16 protein-coding genes are annotated in these 18025 nt (G+C 74.5%); 8 read left to right on the top strand and 8 right to left on the bottom strand.

The window, feature by feature from the left end; translation table 11 throughout:
• Nucleotide 1: 1 nt before the first annotated feature.
• The 6 genes from cobM to B4K29_RS00190 all read right to left on the bottom strand — a co-directional run bounded on the left by cobM (nucleotide 2) and on the right by B4K29_RS00190 (nucleotide 6420).
• A complete protein-coding gene (cobM, locus tag B4K29_RS00215) occupies nucleotides 2-778 on the bottom strand; it encodes a precorrin-4 C(11)-methyltransferase (protein ID WP_286966146.1) in 777 nt (258 codons plus the stop codon).
• Entirely contained in the window at nucleotides 775-2007 is a 1233-nt protein-coding gene (gene cbiE / locus B4K29_RS00210; protein ID WP_286966145.1) for a precorrin-6y C5,15-methyltransferase (decarboxylating) subunit CbiE, read from the bottom strand. The genes cobM and cbiE overlap by 4 nt, the downstream gene beginning before the upstream one ends.
• The gene (locus B4K29_RS00205) at nucleotides 2004-3503 is read right to left on the bottom strand and encodes a cobyric acid synthase (RefSeq protein WP_286960529.1); all 1500 of its coding nucleotides are present in this window, start codon (nucleotides 3501-3503) and stop codon (nucleotides 2004-2006) included. Before B4K29_RS00205 ends, cbiE begins: the two co-directional genes overlap by 4 nt.
• Nucleotides 3500-4582 carry a cobalamin biosynthesis protein gene (locus B4K29_RS00200; RefSeq protein ID WP_286966144.1) on the bottom strand — a complete coding sequence of 361 codons (1083 nt, stop codon included), beginning with the start codon at nucleotides 4580-4582 and terminating at the stop codon, nucleotides 3500-3502. Before B4K29_RS00200 ends, B4K29_RS00205 begins: the two co-directional genes overlap by 4 nt.
• A gap of 64 nt (nucleotides 4583-4646) precedes the next feature.
• Nucleotides 4647-5075: a cobalamin biosynthesis protein gene (locus B4K29_RS00195; protein WP_084412276.1), complete on the bottom strand. Its 429-nt coding sequence runs from the start codon at nucleotides 5073-5075 to the stop codon at nucleotides 4647-4649.
• A 142-nt stretch (nucleotides 5076-5217) separates the two neighbouring features.
• The gene (locus tag B4K29_RS00190; protein ID WP_286966143.1) at nucleotides 5218-6420 is read right to left on the bottom strand and encodes a hypothetical protein; all 1203 of its coding nucleotides are present in this window, start codon (nucleotides 6418-6420) and stop codon (nucleotides 5218-5220) included.
• 386 nt (nucleotides 6421-6806) lie between these two features.
• Here B4K29_RS00190 and B4K29_RS00185 point away from each other — a divergent pair, with 386 nt between their 5' ends.
• The 6 genes from B4K29_RS00185 to B4K29_RS00160 are packed head-to-tail and all read left to right on the top strand — an operon-like array spanning nucleotide 6807 to nucleotide 12720.
• Nucleotides 6807-7622 (top strand): SCO2322 family protein, encoded by an 816-nt coding sequence (locus B4K29_RS00185; protein WP_286966142.1) that lies wholly within the window; start codon nucleotides 6807-6809, stop codon nucleotides 7620-7622.
• A gap of 29 nt (nucleotides 7623-7651) precedes the next feature.
• Nucleotides 7652-8770: an energy-coupling factor transporter transmembrane component T gene (locus B4K29_RS00180; protein WP_239263325.1), complete on the top strand. Its 1119-nt coding sequence runs from the start codon at nucleotides 7652-7654 to the stop codon at nucleotides 8768-8770.
• Nucleotides 8767-10527, top strand: coding sequence for an ABC transporter ATP-binding protein (locus B4K29_RS00175; protein ID WP_239263327.1), 1761 nt, complete (start codon nucleotides 8767-8769; stop codon nucleotides 10525-10527). Before B4K29_RS00180 ends, B4K29_RS00175 begins: the two co-directional genes overlap by 4 nt.
• Entirely contained in the window at nucleotides 10524-11348 is an 825-nt protein-coding gene (locus tag B4K29_RS00170; protein ID WP_029209937.1) for an ECF transporter S component, read from the top strand. The genes B4K29_RS00175 and B4K29_RS00170 overlap by 4 nt, the downstream gene beginning before the upstream one ends.
• On the top strand, nucleotides 11345-11908 hold the full coding sequence (locus B4K29_RS00165; protein WP_286960517.1) for a bifunctional adenosylcobinamide kinase/adenosylcobinamide-phosphate guanylyltransferase: 564 nt from the start codon (nucleotides 11345-11347) through the stop codon (nucleotides 11906-11908). The genes B4K29_RS00170 and B4K29_RS00165 overlap by 4 nt, the downstream gene beginning before the upstream one ends.
• Complete coding sequence (locus tag B4K29_RS00160; protein ID WP_239263333.1) at nucleotides 11905-12720, top strand: adenosylcobinamide-GDP ribazoletransferase; 816 nt, start codon at nucleotides 11905-11907, stop codon at nucleotides 12718-12720. Before B4K29_RS00165 ends, B4K29_RS00160 begins: the two co-directional genes overlap by 4 nt.
• 83 nt (nucleotides 12721-12803) lie before the next feature.
• Here the strand turns inward: B4K29_RS00160 and B4K29_RS00155 are convergent, their stop codons facing one another.
• Together B4K29_RS00155 and gcvT are read right to left on the bottom strand one after the other, a co-directional pair.
• Nucleotides 12804-13706, bottom strand: coding sequence for a DMT family transporter (locus tag B4K29_RS00155; protein ID WP_029209934.1), 903 nt, complete (start codon nucleotides 13704-13706; stop codon nucleotides 12804-12806).
• A 124-nt stretch (nucleotides 13707-13830) separates the two neighbouring features.
• Nucleotides 13831-14949, bottom strand: coding sequence for a glycine cleavage system aminomethyltransferase GcvT (gene gcvT / locus B4K29_RS00150; RefSeq protein ID WP_019284720.1), 1119 nt, complete (start codon nucleotides 14947-14949; stop codon nucleotides 13831-13833).
• A 156-nt stretch (nucleotides 14950-15105) separates the two neighbouring features.
• Between gcvT and B4K29_RS00145 the strand changes: the two genes are divergently transcribed.
• Complete coding sequence (locus tag B4K29_RS00145; protein ID WP_286966141.1) at nucleotides 15106-16608, top strand: leucyl aminopeptidase; 1503 nt, start codon at nucleotides 15106-15108, stop codon at nucleotides 16606-16608.
• A gap of 213 nt (nucleotides 16609-16821) precedes the next feature.
• Entirely contained in the window at nucleotides 16822-17985 is a 1164-nt protein-coding gene (locus tag B4K29_RS00140; protein ID WP_286966139.1) for a putative zinc-binding metallopeptidase, read from the top strand.
• Nucleotides 17986-18025 lie beyond the last annotated feature (40 nt).

Below are 18025 nucleotides of genomic sequence, written 5' to 3'. Positions count from 1 at the left end.
CTCAGCGAGGCGTGATGGGCGGTGGCAGTGCGCAGTCGTGCCGCTCGCGCTCGGTGGAGTAGAGGTGCGAGTCGCGGAACTCCGAGGCGGCCAGCACCTGACCCACGAGGATGATGGCGGTGCGGCGCAGCCCGTGGTCGCGCACCGCGTCGCCCAGCTCGCCGAGCGTGCCGCGCCAGACGACCTGCTCGGGGCGGCTCGCCATGGCGACCACCGCTGCGGGACAGTCGAGGCCGTAGTGCGGCGCGAGCTCCTCGACCACCTCGTCGGCCAGGTGGGTCGCCAGGTGCAGGGCGATGAGGGCGCGGGAGCGGCCGAGGGTGGAGATCGTCTCGTGCTCGGGCATGGCGGAGGCGTTGCGCGACAACCGGGTCAGGATGATCGTCTGCCCCACCGTGGGGACGGTGAGCTCCCGGCCGAGCGCCGCGGCGGCGGCGGCGAAGGCCGGCACCCCCGGCACCATGACGTAGTCGATCCCCGCGGCCTCCAGGCGCCGCACCTGCTCGGCGACGGCGGAGAAGACCGACAGGTCCCCCGACTGCAGGCGCGCGACGTCCTGCCCGGCCTCGTGGGCGCGGACGAGCTCACCCATGATCTGGTCGAGGTCGAGGTGCGCCGTGTCGACGAGGCGGGCGCCCGGGCGGCACTCGGCGAGCAGCTCGTCGGGGACGAGGGCTCCGGCATAGAGCACGACGGGGCAGGACTGCAGCAGCCGCAGGCCACGGACGGTGATGAGGTCGGGGGCGCCGGGACCGGCGCCGATGAAGTGGACGGTCATGCGGGCAGCTCCTCGGGTCGTATGACGGACCACTGCGTCACCGGGCGGGCGGGGTTCCAGGACGTGAAGCCACCGACCGCGTCGGCGTGCGACACCTCGAGGCGGGTCAGGGATCCGCCATACCGGCGAAACATGCTGAGCAACACGGACTCCGAGTCGAGGGTGACCGTGTTGGCGACGAGCCGGCCGCCGGGCCGCAGGGCGTCGAGGACGGCGGGGACGAGGCCCTCCGCGGTGAGCCCGCCCCCGACGAAGACGGCGTCCGGGCGCGGCAGCCCCGCCAGCGCGCCGGGCGCCAGTCCCTCGACGACCTGCAGGCCGGGGACGCCGAGGTGGTCGGCGTTGCGGCGGATGCGCTTGATCCGGTCGCCGCGGGGCTCGACCGTGATGGCGCGGCAGGTCGGGTGGGCCCGCATCCACTCGATGCCGATGCTGCCGGACCCCCCGCCGACGTCCCACAGCAGCTCGCCTGGCGCCGGGCGCAGGGCCGCGAGGGTCGCTGCGCGCACGTGCTGCTTGGTGAGCTGCCCGTCCGTCTCGTAGAGCTCGTCGGCGAGCCCGGGGACCAGCCCGGCGAGCGAGTGGTATGACGAGAGGCACTGCACCGCAACGATGTTGAGCGCGCTGCCGGGGTCGGCGTGCCACGACCCGGCCACCCCCTCGACGACGCGCTCGTCGGGGCCGCCGAGGTCGGACAGGACCCAGACGAGGCTGTCCCCGAGCCCGTGCTCGGTGAGCAACGTGGCGACGGCCTGCGGGGTGAGGGCGTCGCGCGACAGCACGAGGATGCGCCGGCCGGGGTGGGCCACGAGGGCGAGACGTTCGAGGGGGCGGCCGACCGCCGACACGACGTCGACGTCCTCCAGGCCCCAGCCGAGCCGGGCGCAGGCCAGCGACAGCGACGACGGGGCACCGATCACGGTGACGCGCTCGCGGCCGAGGACCTCCGCGAGGGTGCGGCCGATGCCGTGGTGCATGGGATCGCCGCTCGCGAGCACCACCACGTGCACCTCGTCGCCAGGCCTCCCGAGGCTGTCCAGCAGGGGACGCAGGCCCTCGCGCAGCGGCACGGGCAACGGCACGACCCGCGCCTCGTGGTGGCCGGCGACGAGGTCGGTCTGGCGGGTGCTGCCGACGACGACGTCGGCGGACGACACGGCCGCGCGGGCGGGCTCGCCGAGCCCGGCCCAACCGTCGGCGCCGATGCCGACCACGGTGACGGGGTTCACGATCCGATCAGCTCCTCGAGGGCGAGGGTGTCCAGGTGGTCCTCGACGGCGTCGGCGAGGCGGTCGAGCATGGCAACCCGCTGCACCGCGAAGGACGAAGCGTCCGGGGCCGGAGCCCAGCCGGGGCGGGTGCGGGCCGCCACGTCCTGCAGGAAGGCGCGCCGGAACCCGTCGTTCTCGAAGGCCCCGTGCCAGGTCGTGCCCCACACGGCGTCACGCTGCCACCCGTCGAGGAAGGGCAGCACGTCCGCCTCGCCCCGCAGGTCCGTGCGCTCGCTCACGCCGTGGTGGATGAGATAGGCGGTGACGTCGTGCCCGCCCCAGCGTCCGGTCGGCGTGCCGAGGTGCTTCTCGCGGGCGAAGGTCACCCGCGTCGGCAGCAGCCCGAGGCCGGGCACCGTTGCGGCAGCGGGGCTCTCGACGGCATACGGGTCGTGGATCTGGTCGGCGAGCATCTGGTAGCCACCGCAGATCCCGAGCACCGGACGCCCGGCCCGGGCGCGCTCGACGACGGCCCGGTCGAGCCCGCGGGAGCGGAGCCAGGCCAGGTCGCTCTGCGTGGCGCGTGACCCGGGCAGGACCGCGAGGTCGGCGGCCGCCACGACGGCAGGGTCGGCGGTCACCTCGACCTGCACGCCGGGCTCGATCGCGAGGGCGTCCACGTCCGTGGCGTTGCTGACGCGGGGGAAGCGGATCACCGCCACCCGCAAGGGTTCTGGCGAGTCGGCGGGCGAGCCGGCGCCGGTGCGGGACCCGGCGCGCGACCACCCCGAGATGGCCAGGGCGTCCTCGGAGTCCAGCCAGACGTCCTGCAGGTAGGGCACGACGCCCAGCACGGGCCGGCCCCCGGTCCGCTCCTCGAGCATGCGCAGGCCGGGCTCGAGCAGCCCGAGGTCGCCGCGGAACTTGTTGACGATCCAGCCCTTGATGCACGCCTGGTCCTCGGGGTCGAGGATCCCGAGCGTGCCGTAGAACGCGGCGAGCACGCCCCCGCGGTCGATGTCGCCGACCACGACGACGGGCAGGTCGACGGCCCGGGCCAGGCCGAGGTTGACGTAGTCGCCGGACCGCAGGTTGATCTCGGCGGGCGACCCGGCGCCCTCGGCGATGACGACGTCGTAGCGGGACGACACGTCGCGGAAGGCCTCGAACGCCGCCTCGGCCAGCGCCCGGCGCCCCGTCGCCCACTCCCCCGCCTGCAGCTCACCCCACGGCTGCCCGAGCAGGACGACGTGGCTGCGGCGGTCTGAGCCGGGCTTGAGCAGCACGGGATTCATCGCGGCCTCGGGCGTGACGCCGCACGCGAGGGCCTGCACCCACTGGGCGCGCCCGATCTCGGAGCCGTCGGGGCAGACCATCGAGTTGTTGGACATGTTCTGCGCCTTGAAGGGCGCGACGCGCACGCCCTGGCGCGCGAGCCAGCGGCAGATCCCCGCTGTGACGAGGGACTTGCCCGCGTCGGACGTCGTCCCGGCGACGAGCAGCCCCCTGGTCATGCCTGCCCGCCTGTCGTCGTCGTTGTCGTCGTCGTTGTCGTCGTTGTGGTTGTCGTCGTTGTCATGGTGGTCCCGTCCCCGCCCTCGGCGAGGCGGTGCGCCGGGCCGACGGGCCCTCGGACCGGTCGTATGCCGTCCGCCACCGCTCCGACGACCGCCGCCACGGCCAGGGCCGCCGCGCCGATGGTCCGCGAGAGACGCACCGCCCGAGCCAGGTCCGCGGTGACGACCGCGCGTCCGCGACCCAGCGTGCCGCGATCCTCCACCTCGTCGTCGTAGCGGTTGACGCCCCCAAGGCGCACGCCCAGCGCCCCGGCGAAGGTCGCCTCGACGGGACCGGCGTTGGGGCTCGGGTGGTGGGGGGCGTCCTCGCGCCACGCGCGCAGGGCCTCGGCCCGGTCGCCGCCATGGCGCGGAGCCAGCGCCACGGTCAGCGCGGCGCACGCGCGGGCCGGCGCCAGGTTGACGAGGTCGTCGAGCCTGGCTGCGGCCCAGCCGAACTCGCGATACCGCCGGTTGCGGTAGCCGATCATCGCGTCGAGGGTGTTGATCGCGCGGTAGCCGAGCAGGCCCGGCACGCCCAGCAGCCCGCCCCACAGCAGCGGGGCGACGACGGCGTCGGAGGTGTTCTCGGCGAGGGACTCGGTGGCGGCCCGGGCCAGCTCGTCCGCGTCCAGTCCGTCCGGGGCGCGGGAGCACAGGTGACTCAGGCGGTCTCGCGCCCCGGGCAGGTCGTCGGCGTCGAGGAGCCGCGCCATCGCGTCGCCTTCGCGCGCGAGGCTGGTGCCGCCGAGGACGACCCAGGTGGCGACGGCGGTGGCCGTCATACGGAGCAGGGGCCGGTCGCGCAGCCCGCGCTCGACCAGCCCGCCCGCACCCGTGACCGCCCCGACGAGCAGGGCGACGTGCAGGACCCCGGCAGGCCGTCCGTCCCGATAGGTGAGGCGCTCGAGCCGGCTCGCCAGCGTCCCGAACGCCGCGACCGGATGGGCCCGGCGCGGGTCGGCGAGGGCGAGGTCGGCGGCATACCCCAGGACCAGGCCCCCCGCCCGCGGTCCGACACGCTCCAGCCACTGCACCCGCACACCCTATCCATCCGCTGAGCCTGCCCCCGCCACGACCCGAGGGGCGGGTCGGAGCGCGTCAGGGCAGGCGTCCGAGGACCACCGTCGCGGTCGCGGACCGGGCCCGGGCGACCACCACTCCGCCGGCCGCCAGCACCGCCGCCTCGGCGACGCTGGGGGCGCCCACGTGGCGACGCACGACCTCGCTGGGCGCCGCGACGGGCTGAGACGCGAGCGTCTCGTCGTCGTAGGTCTGCAGGGGCACGCCGAGGCGCCTCGCCAGCTCGACGACGGCAGGCTCGGTCCGCTTGCGGGTGGACGTCACCACGGCGACCATCGCGTAGCGGGGGTCGACCCCGTCGCCGTCGGCGGGACCGTCGACCAGCTCGTCGAACCGTCCTTCGTCGAGCCCCTCGACCAGCCCGTCGATCAGCTCGTCGACCAGCGCGACGAGCCCGTCGACGGCGGCGCCGGACCGGGTGCCCACCCCCAGGATCAGTTCACTCATGGTCGCGATCCTGCCACCGTGCCCAGGTCGTCCTCCCGACCGGACGGGCGGGTATGCCGAGAGCCCGCCCCCTCGCCGGGGACGGGCTCTCGCGCTGGTGTCGCGGCGGGTGCTGCGGTCTGTGGTGCGCGCGCCGACCTGGTCAGCCTGCGGCCGGGGCCGACGGCACCGCGGACGCCGAGCCCGAGCCCGAACCCGAGCCGGACGACGACTTCCCCATCGAGCCACCCATGCCACCGAGCTGCTCCAGCTCGGCCTTGGTGACCATGCGGGCGCCCTCCGGCTTGGTGACGTCACGGTCGAGCTCGGAGATCTGGGAGACCAGGGTCAGGTGCAGGTTCTTGGCCTTGAGGTCCTGCAGCTCCTTCTTGCTCTTGGCGTCCTTGGCCTTGGTCTCGTCGAACCAGTTCAGGACCTGCATCACGTCGCCCTTGACGGCGGTGAAGCGACCGTCGGCGATCGTGGCGTCGAAGGCCAGGACCGAGCCGGCCTTGAACTCGCCGAGGCTCTTGGTGGCGTCCTTGACCATCTGGTCGGTGAACTGCTTGGGCGCGATCCGCTTGCCGTCCTGGAACATCTGGGTCAGGAAGGGCTGGATCTTGACCTGCACCTTGACCGTGTCACCCTCGCTGGTGAACGTGCTGTTGGTGTCGAGGTTGCTCTTGACGGCGGCGGTCAGCTGCTTGGTCTGGTCCGGCGTCAGCTGGGTCGGGTTGGTGGTGGCTGCGGTGCCGCCGCTCGACTTCGCCAGCTGCTCCACGGTGCCCTTGTCGAAGCCCACCCACTTGCCGTTGACCGCGTCCTTGATCCAGGTCGGCGCCTGCCCGAGCGCGCCCTGCACGTCGGCCATGGAGAACGCGCCGGTCTGGTCGGCGATCTTGGCCAGGTCGAGCTTGACGAAGGTGTCCTGCGCGGCGGTCCTGAGGTTGAACAGGTCCGAGTCCGTCTTCCAGGACATCGCGGTGTTGATCTTGGTCGGGTCGGTCTCGTCCTTGAGCGCCGCCCCCGTCGACTGCATGTCGACGACGATGGACGACCCGGAGATCAGCTGGGCGATCTTGGGCGAGACGCTCGGCGTGCTGGTGGACCCGCCGCTGCCGCTGCCCATGCTCGACGCGAGCTTGATGATCGTGTCCGGGCTCGCCTCGAGCTTGGTCGTGACGCGCTGGCGCTTGCTGTCACCGGTCTTGTCGTAGGCGGAGAAGAACGCTCCCTTGGCGTCCGACCCAACCGCCGCGGCCGCCTTGGCGTCGCTGCCGGTCGTGCCTGCCCCGCAGGCGGCGAGCGTCCCGATCGCCAGCGGCGCGGCGACGAGGCCGGCGATGATCCTGCTGCGCGTGTCCATCCTGGTGTCCCCCTTGGATCCTGGTGTCGGCGGCCCTGGCGGGCCGGCCACTGACTCGAACCTACTCGTCGATCCGGGCCGGCGAAACCCGATCCGGCCAGGGTCCACCCTGTCGCGACCCTGGTCGTTGCCGGTCCACCCCTACCAACCCCCGGGGCCGGGTCAGGGTTCCCGTTGGTAGGCTGCGGGCACCGAACACCGCAGGGCGGGGAAGCCGGTGAGACTCCGGCGCTGACCCGCAACCGTGACCTCCTGGCGCCATCCGTGGCTTGGAGCAGCCGGACCGCCCGTCCTGCGCGTCGGCTCCGTCTATCCGCCGTGGCATGCGGGTGGAGCTCGTCCCGGGCAGTTCCGAGGCGGCCCACGCCCGCCAAGGAAGGTCGCCCGTGTCCCCCACGTCCCGCTCCATCTCTCGTGCCGGCCGTGCCCGCAGGGCACGTGGGAACGTCGCCACGCCGTTCACCGCGGTGCTCGCCCTGTTCCTGGCAACGCTGCTGTCGGCGCTCGTGTCGACGGTCGCCCTCGCGGCGCCCGCGCACGCGGCGGACTCCTACCGCTTCTGGGGCTACTACCAGCTGACCAGCGGCACGTGGGGCTTCGCGACCAAGGGGCCCGACGGCACGACGCCGGCCGACGGGTCGGTCGAGGGCTACCGCTTCGCCCTGGGCGACACGAGCACCCCGCGGCTGCCGCGGGCGGTCGTGACGTTCGACCAGGCCTGCGGCTCGACCCCGGCCGTGTCCGGGAGCAAGCGCGTGGGCGTGGTCGTGGACTTCGGTCGCGCGGCGGACGCACGGGAGCAGGGCGCGACCGTGCCGGCCCCCTACGCCACCTGCGTGACGGTGCCCACGGCGGCGACCGGGGCCCAGGTCCTGGCGGCGGCCGCCAAGCCCCGCGTCGAGAAGGCCATGGTCTGCGGCATCGACGGCTACCCGGCGAGCGGCTGCAGCGACACCGTCAAGGACGTGCCCGCCGCCGCCAAGGCCGCCGACCAGCCGGTGACCATCGACGTCCGCCCGGCCTCGTCTGCAGGCTCGACCTCTGCCTCGGGCGCGGCCGCCTCCTCGTCCGCCGCCGCACCCGCGTCATCGAGCTCGTCCTCCAGCACGACCGCGTATGTCGTCGGCGTGCTCGCTGTCCTGGCGCTCCTGGCGGCCGCGGCGTGGGCCATGGCGCGCCGGCGCCGCACGGACGGGCGCTGACGGACCCCGTGACGTCCGGGCGAGCACGCGTGCCGCGACGGGTCCATCCCGTCGCGTGGTGGCTGTGGGCCGCCGGGCTCGCCACGGCCGCCTCCCGCACGGACAACCCGTTGCTCCTGCTCGCCGTCGTCGCGGTCGCCGTGCTCGTGGTGGCGCTGCGCGAGGACCCGCACGCCGACGCGCCCCTGACGATGTTCCTCGTGCTCGGGCTCGTCGCCATCGGGCTGCGGGTCGGCCTGTCGATCGTCCTCGGCGGCGGGGTCACCGGGCAGGTCGTGCTCGTCACCCTGCCCGAGGTCCCGCTCCCGGAGGCGGCGGGCAGCCTCCGGCTGGGCGGCCCCGTCACGCTCGAGGGCGTGCTGGCGGCCCTCTGGCAGGGGCTGCAGCTCGCCGCGATGCTGGCCGCGATCGGCGCCGCCAACGCCCTGGCCTCCCCGCGGCGCCTGCTGCGCTACGTCCCGGCCACCCTCTACGACGTCGGCACCGCCGTCGTGGTCGCGTTGTCCTTCGCCCCGCGGATGGTCGTGGACGCCCGTGCCGTCCGCACCGCCCGTCGCCTGCGCGGCCATGACGGACGCGGGCCCCGCGAGCTGGCCCGCACGATGGTGCCCGTGCTCGAGGCGGCCTTCGACCGCTCCCTGGACCTGGCGGCCTCGATGGAGGCCCGCGGCTACGGCCGCCACACCCGGGCGGGCGGCACCCCTCGCTGGTCCGGCGTCGTCACCGTCGTCGGGCTGATCGGCCTGGTCGCCGGCCTCTACGGCCTCCTCGACGGGTCGGCGGCGTCCGCCTTCGGCTGGCCGCTGCTCGTCCTCGGCGTCCTGGTCAGCGCGGGGGCCCTGCTCCTCGGCTCCCGCCACGACACCCGGACCCGTTACCGCCGCGACCCCTGGGGATGGCCCGAGTGGGGCGTGACGCTGGCGGGCGGCATACCGGCCCTGACCCTGATCACCCTGGCGACGCGGCAGGTGCCGGGCCTCACGATGCCCACCGTCCCGCTCACCGCCCCTCCCCTCGTCGTCCCGGCGCTCGTCGCCATCACCTGCGCCGCGCTGGCCGCCGTCGCCGCGCCTCCCCTGCCGCGGACCGAGGCTCCCGCAGCCCGGCCCGGGCAGCCCGAACGCCCGCGGCAAGAGGTGGCGGCGTGATCAGCGTCGAGGGCTGGACCGTGACCTACGACGGCGCGAGCCGCCCTGCCCTGCGCGACGCCGACCTGCACGTCGACGAGGGCGAGCTGGTGCTGGTCGTCGGCGAGACCGGGTCGGGCAAGTCCACCCTGCTGCGCAGCCTCGACGGGCTGGTCCCGCACTTCAGCGGCGGCACCGTCTCCGGGCGGGTGCAGGTCGCCGGTCGGGACACCCGCACCCACCGGCCCCGCGACCTGGCCGACGTCGTCGGGATGGTCGTGCAGGACCCCGCCGCGTCGTTCGTCACCGACACGGTGGAGGACGAGCTGGCCTACGGCATGGAGGCGATCGGCCTGTCCCCCACCGCCATGCGCCGCCGCGTGGAGGAGACGCTGGACCTGCTCGGCCTCGCCGACCTGCGCCACCGGGGTCTGCGGACCCTGTCCGGCGGCCAGCAGCAGCGGGTCGCCATCGGTGCTGTGCTGGCGGCGGGCCCCCGCGTCCTCGTCCTCGACGAACCCACGTCCGCCCTCGACCCCGTCGCCGCCGAGGACGTCCTGTCGTCGGTCACCCGGCTGGTCCACGACCTCGGCATGACCGTGGTGGTCGCCGAGCACCGCCTCGAGCGCGTCGTCCACCACGCCGACGGCATCGTGCTCGTCGAGGGGTCCGCGTGCTCGGACGTGCTGGCTCCCGCGGCGGCGATGGGCCGATCTGTCGTGCACCCACCCGTCGTCGGGCTCGGACGGGCCCTGGGCTGGTCGCCGCTGCCGCTGTCGGTGCGCGACGCCCGCCGGGCCGTGCGACCGCTGCGCGACCGTCTCGAGGCCGCGGCCCGACAGACCACGCCGGCCCGGCTGATCGAGCCGGCCCGACAGACCATGCCGGCCCGGCTGGTCGAGGCCGGGCGACCGGCCATCGCAGCAGCCCGGGCTGCGGGCGGCCGCCGGCCCGCCGGCGAGCCCCTCGTCACCCGGACCGCTGGCGAGCCCCTCGTCGCCGTCGACGGCCTCGCGGTCGTGCGGGACGGCCGACCGGTCCTCGCCGGCGTCGACCTCGACGCGCACGCCGGTCAGGTGCTGGCCCTCATGGGCCGCAACGGCGTCGGCAAGTCCACCCTGCTCCGGGTGCTCACCGGCACCCTCCGTCCGTCCCGGGGGCGCGTCCGGGTCGACGGCCTGGACCCCGCGGGCGCTCGGGCCCGCGAGCTGGTGCGGCACGTCGGGCTGGTCCCCCAGGACGCCGGCACGCTGCTGCACGCCGACACCGTGGCGCGGGAGTGCCGCGAGGCCGACACCGACTTCGGCGCCGTGCCGGGGACCTGCCGGGCCCTGCTGTCCCGCCTGCTGGGGCCGAGCGAGCCCGCCGACCTCGACGACCGCCACCCCCGTGACCTGTCCGAGGGCCAACGACTGCTGCTGGCGCTCGCCGTGGTCCTCACCGGCGCGCCCCCCGTGGTCCTGCTCGACGAGCCGACCCGGGGGCTCGACTACACCGCCAAGGCCCGGCTCGTCGCGGTCCTGGACCAGCTGGCCGCCGAGGGCAACGCCGTCGTCCTCGCGACGCACGACGTCGAGCTCGCTGCTGACGTCGCGGACCGCGTCGTGCTGCTGGCCGAGGGCGAGGTCGTGGCCGACGGCCCCGCCGACGAGGTGCTCTCGGCCTCCACCGCGTTCGCCCCGCAGGTGGCCAAGGTCCTGCACCCGCTGTCGGTGCTCACGGTCCCGGCGGCCACGGACCTGGCGACCCGCGCGGGCGTCATACGGGGGCGCTCGTGAACCTCCGGCTGCGCCCCACCTCGGCCCTCACGCTGCTGCTCGTCAGCGTGGTGTGCGCCGCGGCCTTCCTGTGGCCGTTCGTCACGAGCTCCCCCGAGGTGCTCGCGCACGCCCATGACGCGCCCTGGGTCTTTGCGGCCCTCCTCGGCCTGCTCGCGCTCGTCTGCCTGGCCGAGGTCACCGCCGACGGCCTCGACGCCAAGACGGTCGCCGTGATGGGCGTGCTGTGCGCCGCCGGGGGTGGGTTGCGGGTCCTGTCCGCGGGGACGGCCGGGCTGGAGCCCATGTTCTTCCTGCTGGTCATGGCCGGCGCGGTGCTCGGCCCGGCCCCCGGCTTCGTGGTCGGCGCGCTCGCCCTGCTCACCGGGGGCCTGCTCACGGGCAACATCGGTCCGTGGGTGCCGTTCCAGATGATCACGGCCGGCTGGGTCGCGCTCGGTGCCGGGCTGCTCCCCACCGCCCGCCTCGGACGGTGGGGTCGGCGGAGCCTGCTCGCGGTCTACGGCCTGGTGGCGGGGCTGGGTTACGGCGTGGTCATGAACCTCTGGTTCTGGCCCTTCCTCGCCACCACCATGGCCCCCGAGGGCGCCGGCTTCGTGCCCGGCGGGGACCTCGCGACCAACGTGGCGCACTACGCCACGTTCTACGTCCTCACCTCGCTCGGCTGGGACCTGCCCCGGGGCATCCTGACCGCCGTGCTCGTGTGGTGGGCCGGGCCTGCCATCGACCGCGTGCTGCGGCGGGCGGTGCGCCGGGCGCGCTTCGACGCGTCGCCCACCTTCGTCGACAAGGACGTCCCCATCCCGCAGGAGGCAGCATGATCACCCTCGTCACCGGCGGGGTCCGGTCCGGCAAGAGCCGGTATGCCGAGAGCCTCGTCCCCGCCTCGCGGCCCGTCGCCTACGTGGCGCCCGGCCTCGTGCCCGTCGACGGCGACGCTGAGTGGGCCCGCCGGGTCGCCGCGCACCGCGAGCACCGCCCTGCCTGCTGGACCACGGTCGAGTCGGCCGACCTCGCCGCAGTGGTGGCCGGGGCGAGCACCCCGCTGCTGATCGACTGCCTCGGCACCTGGGTGACCCGGCTCGTCGACGACGCGCAGGCGTGGGACGACCCGGTGGCGGCCGCCGAGGCCGTCGGTCTGGCGCGTGAGTCGCTCGTCGGTGCTCTTGCCAGAGCCCGCGCCGACGCCCGCGCCGGGGTCGACGTCGTCCTCGTCACCAACGAGGTCGGGTGGGGCGTCGTGCCCGAGCACGCCTCGGGCCGGATGTTCCGCGACGAGCTGGGGCGGGTCAATGCCGCTGTGTCCGCGATCGCGGACCGGGTGGTGCTCGTGGTGGCCGGGCGCGTGCTCGACCTGTCGGCGGCGCCGGTGGTCCCGTGAGCGGGGCGACCGGCGGCACGGGGGCTCCCGCGAGCGGGACGTGGACGGACGGGGTGCGCCTGGCCTGGGGGATGCTCTCCGCGGTGCCCGTGCCCCCACCACGCCGCGTGGACCGCCCCGTGGCCGGCGTCGCCATGCTCGTCGCGCCGCTCGCCACGCTCCCCCTGCTCGCGTCGTGGGTCGGGTGGGCGCTCGTGGCGCGCTGGGCGGACGCCCCGAGCCTCGTCACCGGGGGCGTCGCCGTGGCGCTGCTCGTGCTCCTCACCAGGGCCATGCACCAGGACGGGCTGGCGGACTACGCGGACGGGCTGTCGTCGAGCTATGACCGCGAGCGCGCCCTGGCGGTCATGAAGACCGGCGACGTCGGCCCGTCCGGTGCCACCGCCATCGCGCTCTGCCTGCTCCTGCAGGCCGCGAGCCTCGGAGCGCTCGCCGCGACCTGGCACGGCATCGCGCTCGGCGCCGTCGCCCTGGTCGTCAGTCGGCACGTCCTTGCGTGGGGGTGCCTGCGCGGGGTGCCGAGCGCGCGCCCGGGCGGCCTCGGCGACATGGTGGCCGGCAGCGTCGCACGGTGGCAGGCCGGGGCGGCGCTGGCGGTCCTGTCGGCGCTGGCCGTCCTGGCGTCCTGGACCTCGGGTCCCGCCTCGGCCTGGTGGCACGGACCTGCTTGCGTCGCAGCGGGACTCGTGGGCTGCTGGCTCGTGGTGGAGCGGGCCGTGCGCCGCCTCGGCGGCATCACGGGCGACGTCCTCGGCGCCGCGATCGAGGTGTCGCTCACCCTCGCGCTGGTGCTGGCCGCCATCCTGGTCTGAGACCGGTGGAGGATCGCGCCAGGTCAGGCCCGTGGAGGTAAGGCCGCCATATGTCAGGCCGTCGCGTGTCAGGCCGGCGGTGGTCAGCCCGGTGCGGCCGATCCCTCGCGCGCCTCGATCTCGGGCTCCTGCTCGGCGTGCGCCAGGACGGCGACGGCAGCCCCCGCCAGCACCGTGGCAGCACCCAGCCACTGCCAGCCGGTCATCGCCGCTCCCAGCAGGACCGCCGAGCCCACGACCGAGATGATCGGCTCGACCGTCGACACGATGGACGCCTGGGTCGCGCCCACCGCCGCCACCCCCGCGAAGAAGGTCGCGATCGCGAGCGCCCCGCCGACGAGGCCCACCCCGGCCACCGCCCAGGGGGACCGCATGGCCAACGCCGGGGCGAAGGTGCCCGTGGCAGCGGTCGCGACGACGATGAACCCGGTCGCGAGGGTGCACACCCAGGCGCTCGCCAGCAGCGGGGGGACGGTCGCGCCGAGGTGGTCGGTGAGCAGCACGTAGGCCGTGTAGCACAGCGCCGTCGCCACCCCTGCCAGCACGCCGGAGAGGCTGCCCGCGCCGGTCACCCGGCCGAGGGCGAGCCCGATCCCCGCGAAGGACAGCACGAGCGACAGGACCACGCCGCGCGACGGCACGACGCGTGCCGCCAGGGCCGTGACCAGCGCCACCAGGCAGGGGTAGAGGTAGAGGAGCAGTGCCGCCAGCCCCGCCGAGATCTGCTGCACCGCATAGAAGTAGGTGGCGGCCTGCAGGACGTACGCGAACCCCGCCACGCCCAGGCCCGCCAGCGCGCGACGTGGGAGCGGCCGCACCAGCCCCCGGCCCACGCACAGCCCCCACAGCACGAGCGCGGCCACCGCGAAGCGGTAGAAGAGCACCGTGGGGACGTCGACGCCCGCGCGATAGGCCGCCGTCGCGAGCAACGGGTTGATCCCGAAGCCGACGGCGGAGGTCAGGACGAGCAGGTATCCGCGCAGCACGCCGCTCACGCTAGCGACCCACGGTGCGTGTCCGGCGATCCGTCCGGCCGACGCTCCTGGCGGCGACGTGCGACGAGGGCCTCTCGCCATACGGCAAGAGGCCCTCGCAGGTGACGTATGGCGATCAGCTCGCGGCGCCGCCCTGGACGAACGGCGGCTTGGTGACGGTGGCCGCCACCTCGCGGCCGCGCACGTCGACGACGACCTCGTCGCCCTCCTTGGCGCCCCGGTCGAGCAGGCACAGCGCGATGCCCTGCTTGAGGGTCGGCGACATCGTGCCGGAGGTGACCACACCGATCACTGCGTCGTCCTCGCCGCCCGCACTTCTGATCACGCAGTCCTTGCGCGGGATCCCCTTGCCGGTGACCAGCAGCCCCCAGGACAACCGGCAGTCCTTGGCGGCCTTCTGCTCCGCGAGGACCTCCTTGCCCCAGAACGACTCCTTGCCCCAGCCGACCGCCCAGCCGGCCCGCGCCATGTTGGGGGTGATGTCCATGGACAGCTCGTGGCCGTGCAGGGCGTACCCCATCTCGGTGCGCAGGGTGTCGCGGGCACCCAGCCCGCACGGCAGACCGTCGAAGGGCTCCATGGCCTCGACGAGGGCGTCCCAGACGGCAGGGGTGTTGTCCCACGTCGGGAGCAGCTCGTAGCCCTTCTCGCCGGTGTAGCCGGTGCGGCACACGATCACCGGACGACCGTTCCACTGCGCCTCGGCGAAGGACATGTACTCCAGGTCGGTCGGCAGGCCGAGCGCCTTGACCACGTCCTCGGACCGGGGTCCCTGGACGGCGATGACGCCGTACTCCTCGTGCAGGTTGGTCAGCTCGAGACCCTCGGGGAGCTTCTCCCGCATGCGGCGCACGACCTCGGTCGTGTTGGCGGCGTTGGGGATGAGAAAGACCTCGTCGTCGCTCTTGACGTACTGGATGAGGTCGTCGACGACCCCGCCGCTCTCCTCGTCGCAGCACATCGTGTACTGCGCCTTGGGCGGCTCGACCTTGCGCAGGTCGTTGGTGAAGCAGGCGTTGCAGAAGTCGGCGGCGCCCGTGCCGACGACCCTGGCCTTGCCGAGGTGCGAGACGTCGAAGATCCCGACGCGCTCCCGGACCGCGGTGTGCTCGCGGATCACGCCGCCACCGGGGTACTCGATGGGCATCTGCCACCCGCCGAAGTCGGCCATCTTGGCGCCGAGCGCGACGTGCTTCTCGTGGAGGGGGGACTTCTTCAGTGAAGTTTCCGTCATGGGGCCGACACTACAAGGGGCGGTGGGCGTCCACCGCGCCGGGAGGCTAGGTTGTCGGGAAGGCCTCCCCGGGCCGGTCCTGTCCTGTCCTTCCCTGCCATCCGCACCACCGACCCCGCACGTCTCGTGCACCGTCCATCCCCCACAGGAGCTGTCGTGACCTCGCTCACCGTCACCGCGCGCTCCGCCGCAGACCTCGCCGTCGACGTCCTCGTCCTCGGTGCCTTCAGCGGCGACGCGTCACCCGTCCTCCCGTCCGGCCTCTCCGAGGCTGCGAGGTCCTACCTCGCGGGCGCCCTGCCCACGCTCGGGTTCACCGGCGCCCCCGACTCGACGGTCGTCCTGCCCGCCGTGCCCGGGGTCAAGGCCCCGCGCGTCGTGGTCGCCGGTCTCGGCGCCGAGCCAGCCAAGAAGAAGCTCGTCGACGAGGCCGCCCTGCGCCGCGCCGCCGCCACCGCCACCCGCGCCGTCAAGGACGCCGGCACCGTCGCCGTCGCCTTCCCGGGCAGCTCGGCGACGGCCGTGGGCGCCGTGGCCGAAGGAGCCGCCCTGGGCGCCTACCGCTTCACGGCGCAGCGCGGCACCTCGAGCGCACCGACCGTCATCGAGACCATCACCGTCGTGGCCGACCGCGGACGCGACTCCGCCGTCAAGGCCGCCGTCAAGCGGGCCGCGGCGGTCGCCGAGGCCGTCGGCTACGCCCGTGACCTGGTCAACACGGCCCCCAACCTCCTCTACCCGCAGACCTTCGTCGACAGCGTCCGCGAGCGCACCACCGGGTCCAAGGTCAAGATCAAGGTGCTCGACGAGAAGGCCCTGGCCAAGGGCGGGTTCGGCGGCATCGTCGGGGTGGGCCAGGGCTCGGCGCACGCGCCGCGGCTCGTGTCCCTGTCCTACAAGCCGGCCAAGGCCAAGCACCACCTGGCGCTGGTCGGCAAGGGCATGACCTTCGACTCCGGTGGCCTGGACATCAAGCCCGCCAACAACATGGCCAACATGAAGTCCGACATGGCCGGTGCCGCCGCGGTCGCCGGCGCGGTCCTCGCGATCGCCGAGCTGGGTCTGCCGATCCAGGTCACCGGGTGGCTCGGGCTGGCCGAGAACATGCCCTCGGGCACCGCGCAGCGCGCCTCGGACGTCGTGACCATGCGCAACGGCATGACCGTCGAGATCCTCAACACCGACGCCGAGGGGCGCATGGTGCTCGGCGACGCCATGTGCGCCGCCGGCGAGGAGGGCCCCGACACGATCGTCGACATCGCGACCCTCACCGGCGCCCAGGTCGTGGCCCTCGGGCACGAGGTGGCCGCCGTCATGGGCAACGACGACGACTTCCGCACCCGCGTGTGCAGCGCCGGCGACGACATGGGTGAGGACCTGTGGCCGATGCCCCTGCCCCCGGCATACCGCAAGGCCCTGGACACCGAGGTCGCGGACATCGCGCACAAGGCGGGCCCGGCCGGCGGCATGCTCACCGCCGGACTGTTCCTCAAGGAGTTCGTCCCCGAGGTCGGCGGTGACCGCATCCCGTGGGCCCACGTGGACATCGCCGGACCGTCCTTCAACGAGCAGGCTCCTCGGGGCGTCGCCCCCAAGGGCGGCACGGGCTTCGGGGTCGCCACCCTGGTCCGTCTCGCCGAGGTGCTGAGCGCCGACTGACGCCCACGCGCCCCGTCACCCGGATGGACGGCGCCCGGTCACGCTGGTGACGGGCGCCGTCCCTCTGCGCGATAGTGCTCGGCAGGACGGATGCCGACCTGCTGCGACGCGGTGCCAAGGGGCGCCGGGCTGCGGTGAGATGCGTCTGTGCCCCACCGCTCCGACCAGCCACGACGCGCCTCGCAGCCGCGCCCTGCAGGTCGGCTGCGCGCGGTGGCGACGACCGGGGCCGTCGCAGCCCTCGCCCTGGTGCTGACCGTGGTCCTGCCTGTCGTCCTGCCTGCCGTGGCGCGCGACGCGTCCGGCCTCCGCACCCTCGCCGGGGGTCTGCTGCCGGAGCTGGTCCAGGCCCGAGCCGACGGCCGGCGCGCGCCGCAGGCCGTGCTCCGCTCGCGCACCGACATCCCGCGCGAGGTGCCGGTCGTGCCGGCCGTGGCGGCGCCGAAGCACGTGGACCCGGGCAGCGCCGCCACTCCCGAGGACGTGCGGGGCGCCACCAGGCTGACCTGGCCGCTGCCGGCGTCCTGCACCGACGTGTCCTCGCGGGCGAGGGGTGCGCTGCCGCCTCGCCTCCCCGCGCGGACGGGTTACAGCACCGACCCCGCCAGCCTCGGCAAGGGCGCCAGGCTGCAGCGCGTCTACGCCGTTCGCGACGGACGCCTCAGCCCCCTCGACGGCCTCGGCCCGGCCGATCGTTGCGACCGGTGGCGGTGGGAGGTCCTGCGGTCCGGCATACCCGCGGCCCATCTCGTCGCCCTGGACCAGGTCGTGCTCTACGACTACCCGCCCGAGGTGCTCCAGGACCCCTCCCGCCAGGGAGGGATCCGCACAGGCTTCTTCGAGCCCAACCCGAGCGACCCGACGCGCTACCGGCTGGCGTTCGCCACCGGCCTCGGAGCGCAGGAGCAGCTCCTCACCATGGCGCACGAGGTCGGGCACGTGGTCAGCCTCTACCCGGACCGGACCCGCCCCTCCCGCGACCCCCGGTGCCCCTGGGTGATCGACAACGCCGGCACCTGCGCGGCAGCCGGCACCCCGCTCGTGGCGTTCTACGCCGGCACCTACTCGGCCGAGCAGCGCAGCCGCATCTCCAGGCTGTATGCCGACCACCGTCAGCCCTCCGCGGACGAGCTGCAGGCCTTCCACGCCACCGGCCCGGAGTCCTTCGTGTCTGCCTACGCGGCGACGCACCCCACCGAGGACTTCGCCGAGAGCTACGCCTACTGGTGCCTCCACGGCACGTCACGTGACGCCCCCGTGGAGGGTGCGTCCACCGCGGGGCTGGCCAAGCGCGCGTTCTTCGACGCCGAGGCGCGGGACGGTCGCCTGGACGCGAGGGTCTGCGGGCCCTGGCGTGCCCTGGCGTCGCGTGGCTGAGCGTCGGCCTCGACGTCGGCCTCGGCCTCGGGAGTCGCGA

It is taken from the genome of Arsenicicoccus sp. UBA6765, from assembly GCF_002453335.1.
Lineage (GTDB): Bacteria > Actinomycetota > Actinomycetes > Actinomycetales > Dermatophilaceae > Arsenicicoccus > Arsenicicoccus bolidensis.
This window is presented reverse-complemented; position numbering and strand designations above follow the sequence as displayed.

What these genes read in the sequence shown, in the direction of transcription:
- cobM (WP_286966146.1), bottom strand. Translation starts at nt 778, where the DNA reads ATGACCGTCCACTTCATCGGCGCCGGTCCCGGCGCCCCCGACCTCATC.
- B4K29_RS00165 (WP_286960517.1), top strand. Translation starts at nt 11,345, where the DNA reads ATGATCACCCTCGTCACCGGCGGGGTCCGGTCCGGCAAGAGCCGGTAT.
- B4K29_RS00190 (WP_286966143.1), bottom strand. Translation starts at nt 6,420, where the DNA reads ATGGACACGCGCAGCAGGATCATCGCCGGCCTCGTCGCCGCGCCGCTG.
- B4K29_RS00205 (WP_286960529.1), bottom strand. Translation starts at nt 3,503, where the DNA reads ATGACCAGGGGGCTGCTCGTCGCCGGGACGACGTCCGACGCGGGCAAG.
- B4K29_RS00195 (WP_084412276.1), bottom strand. Translation starts at nt 5,075, where the DNA reads ATGAGTGAACTGATCCTGGGGGTGGGCACCCGGTCCGGCGCCGCCGTC.
- gcvT (WP_019284720.1), bottom strand. Translation starts at nt 14,949, where the DNA reads ATGACGGAAACTTCACTGAAGAAGTCCCCCCTCCACGAGAAGCACGTC.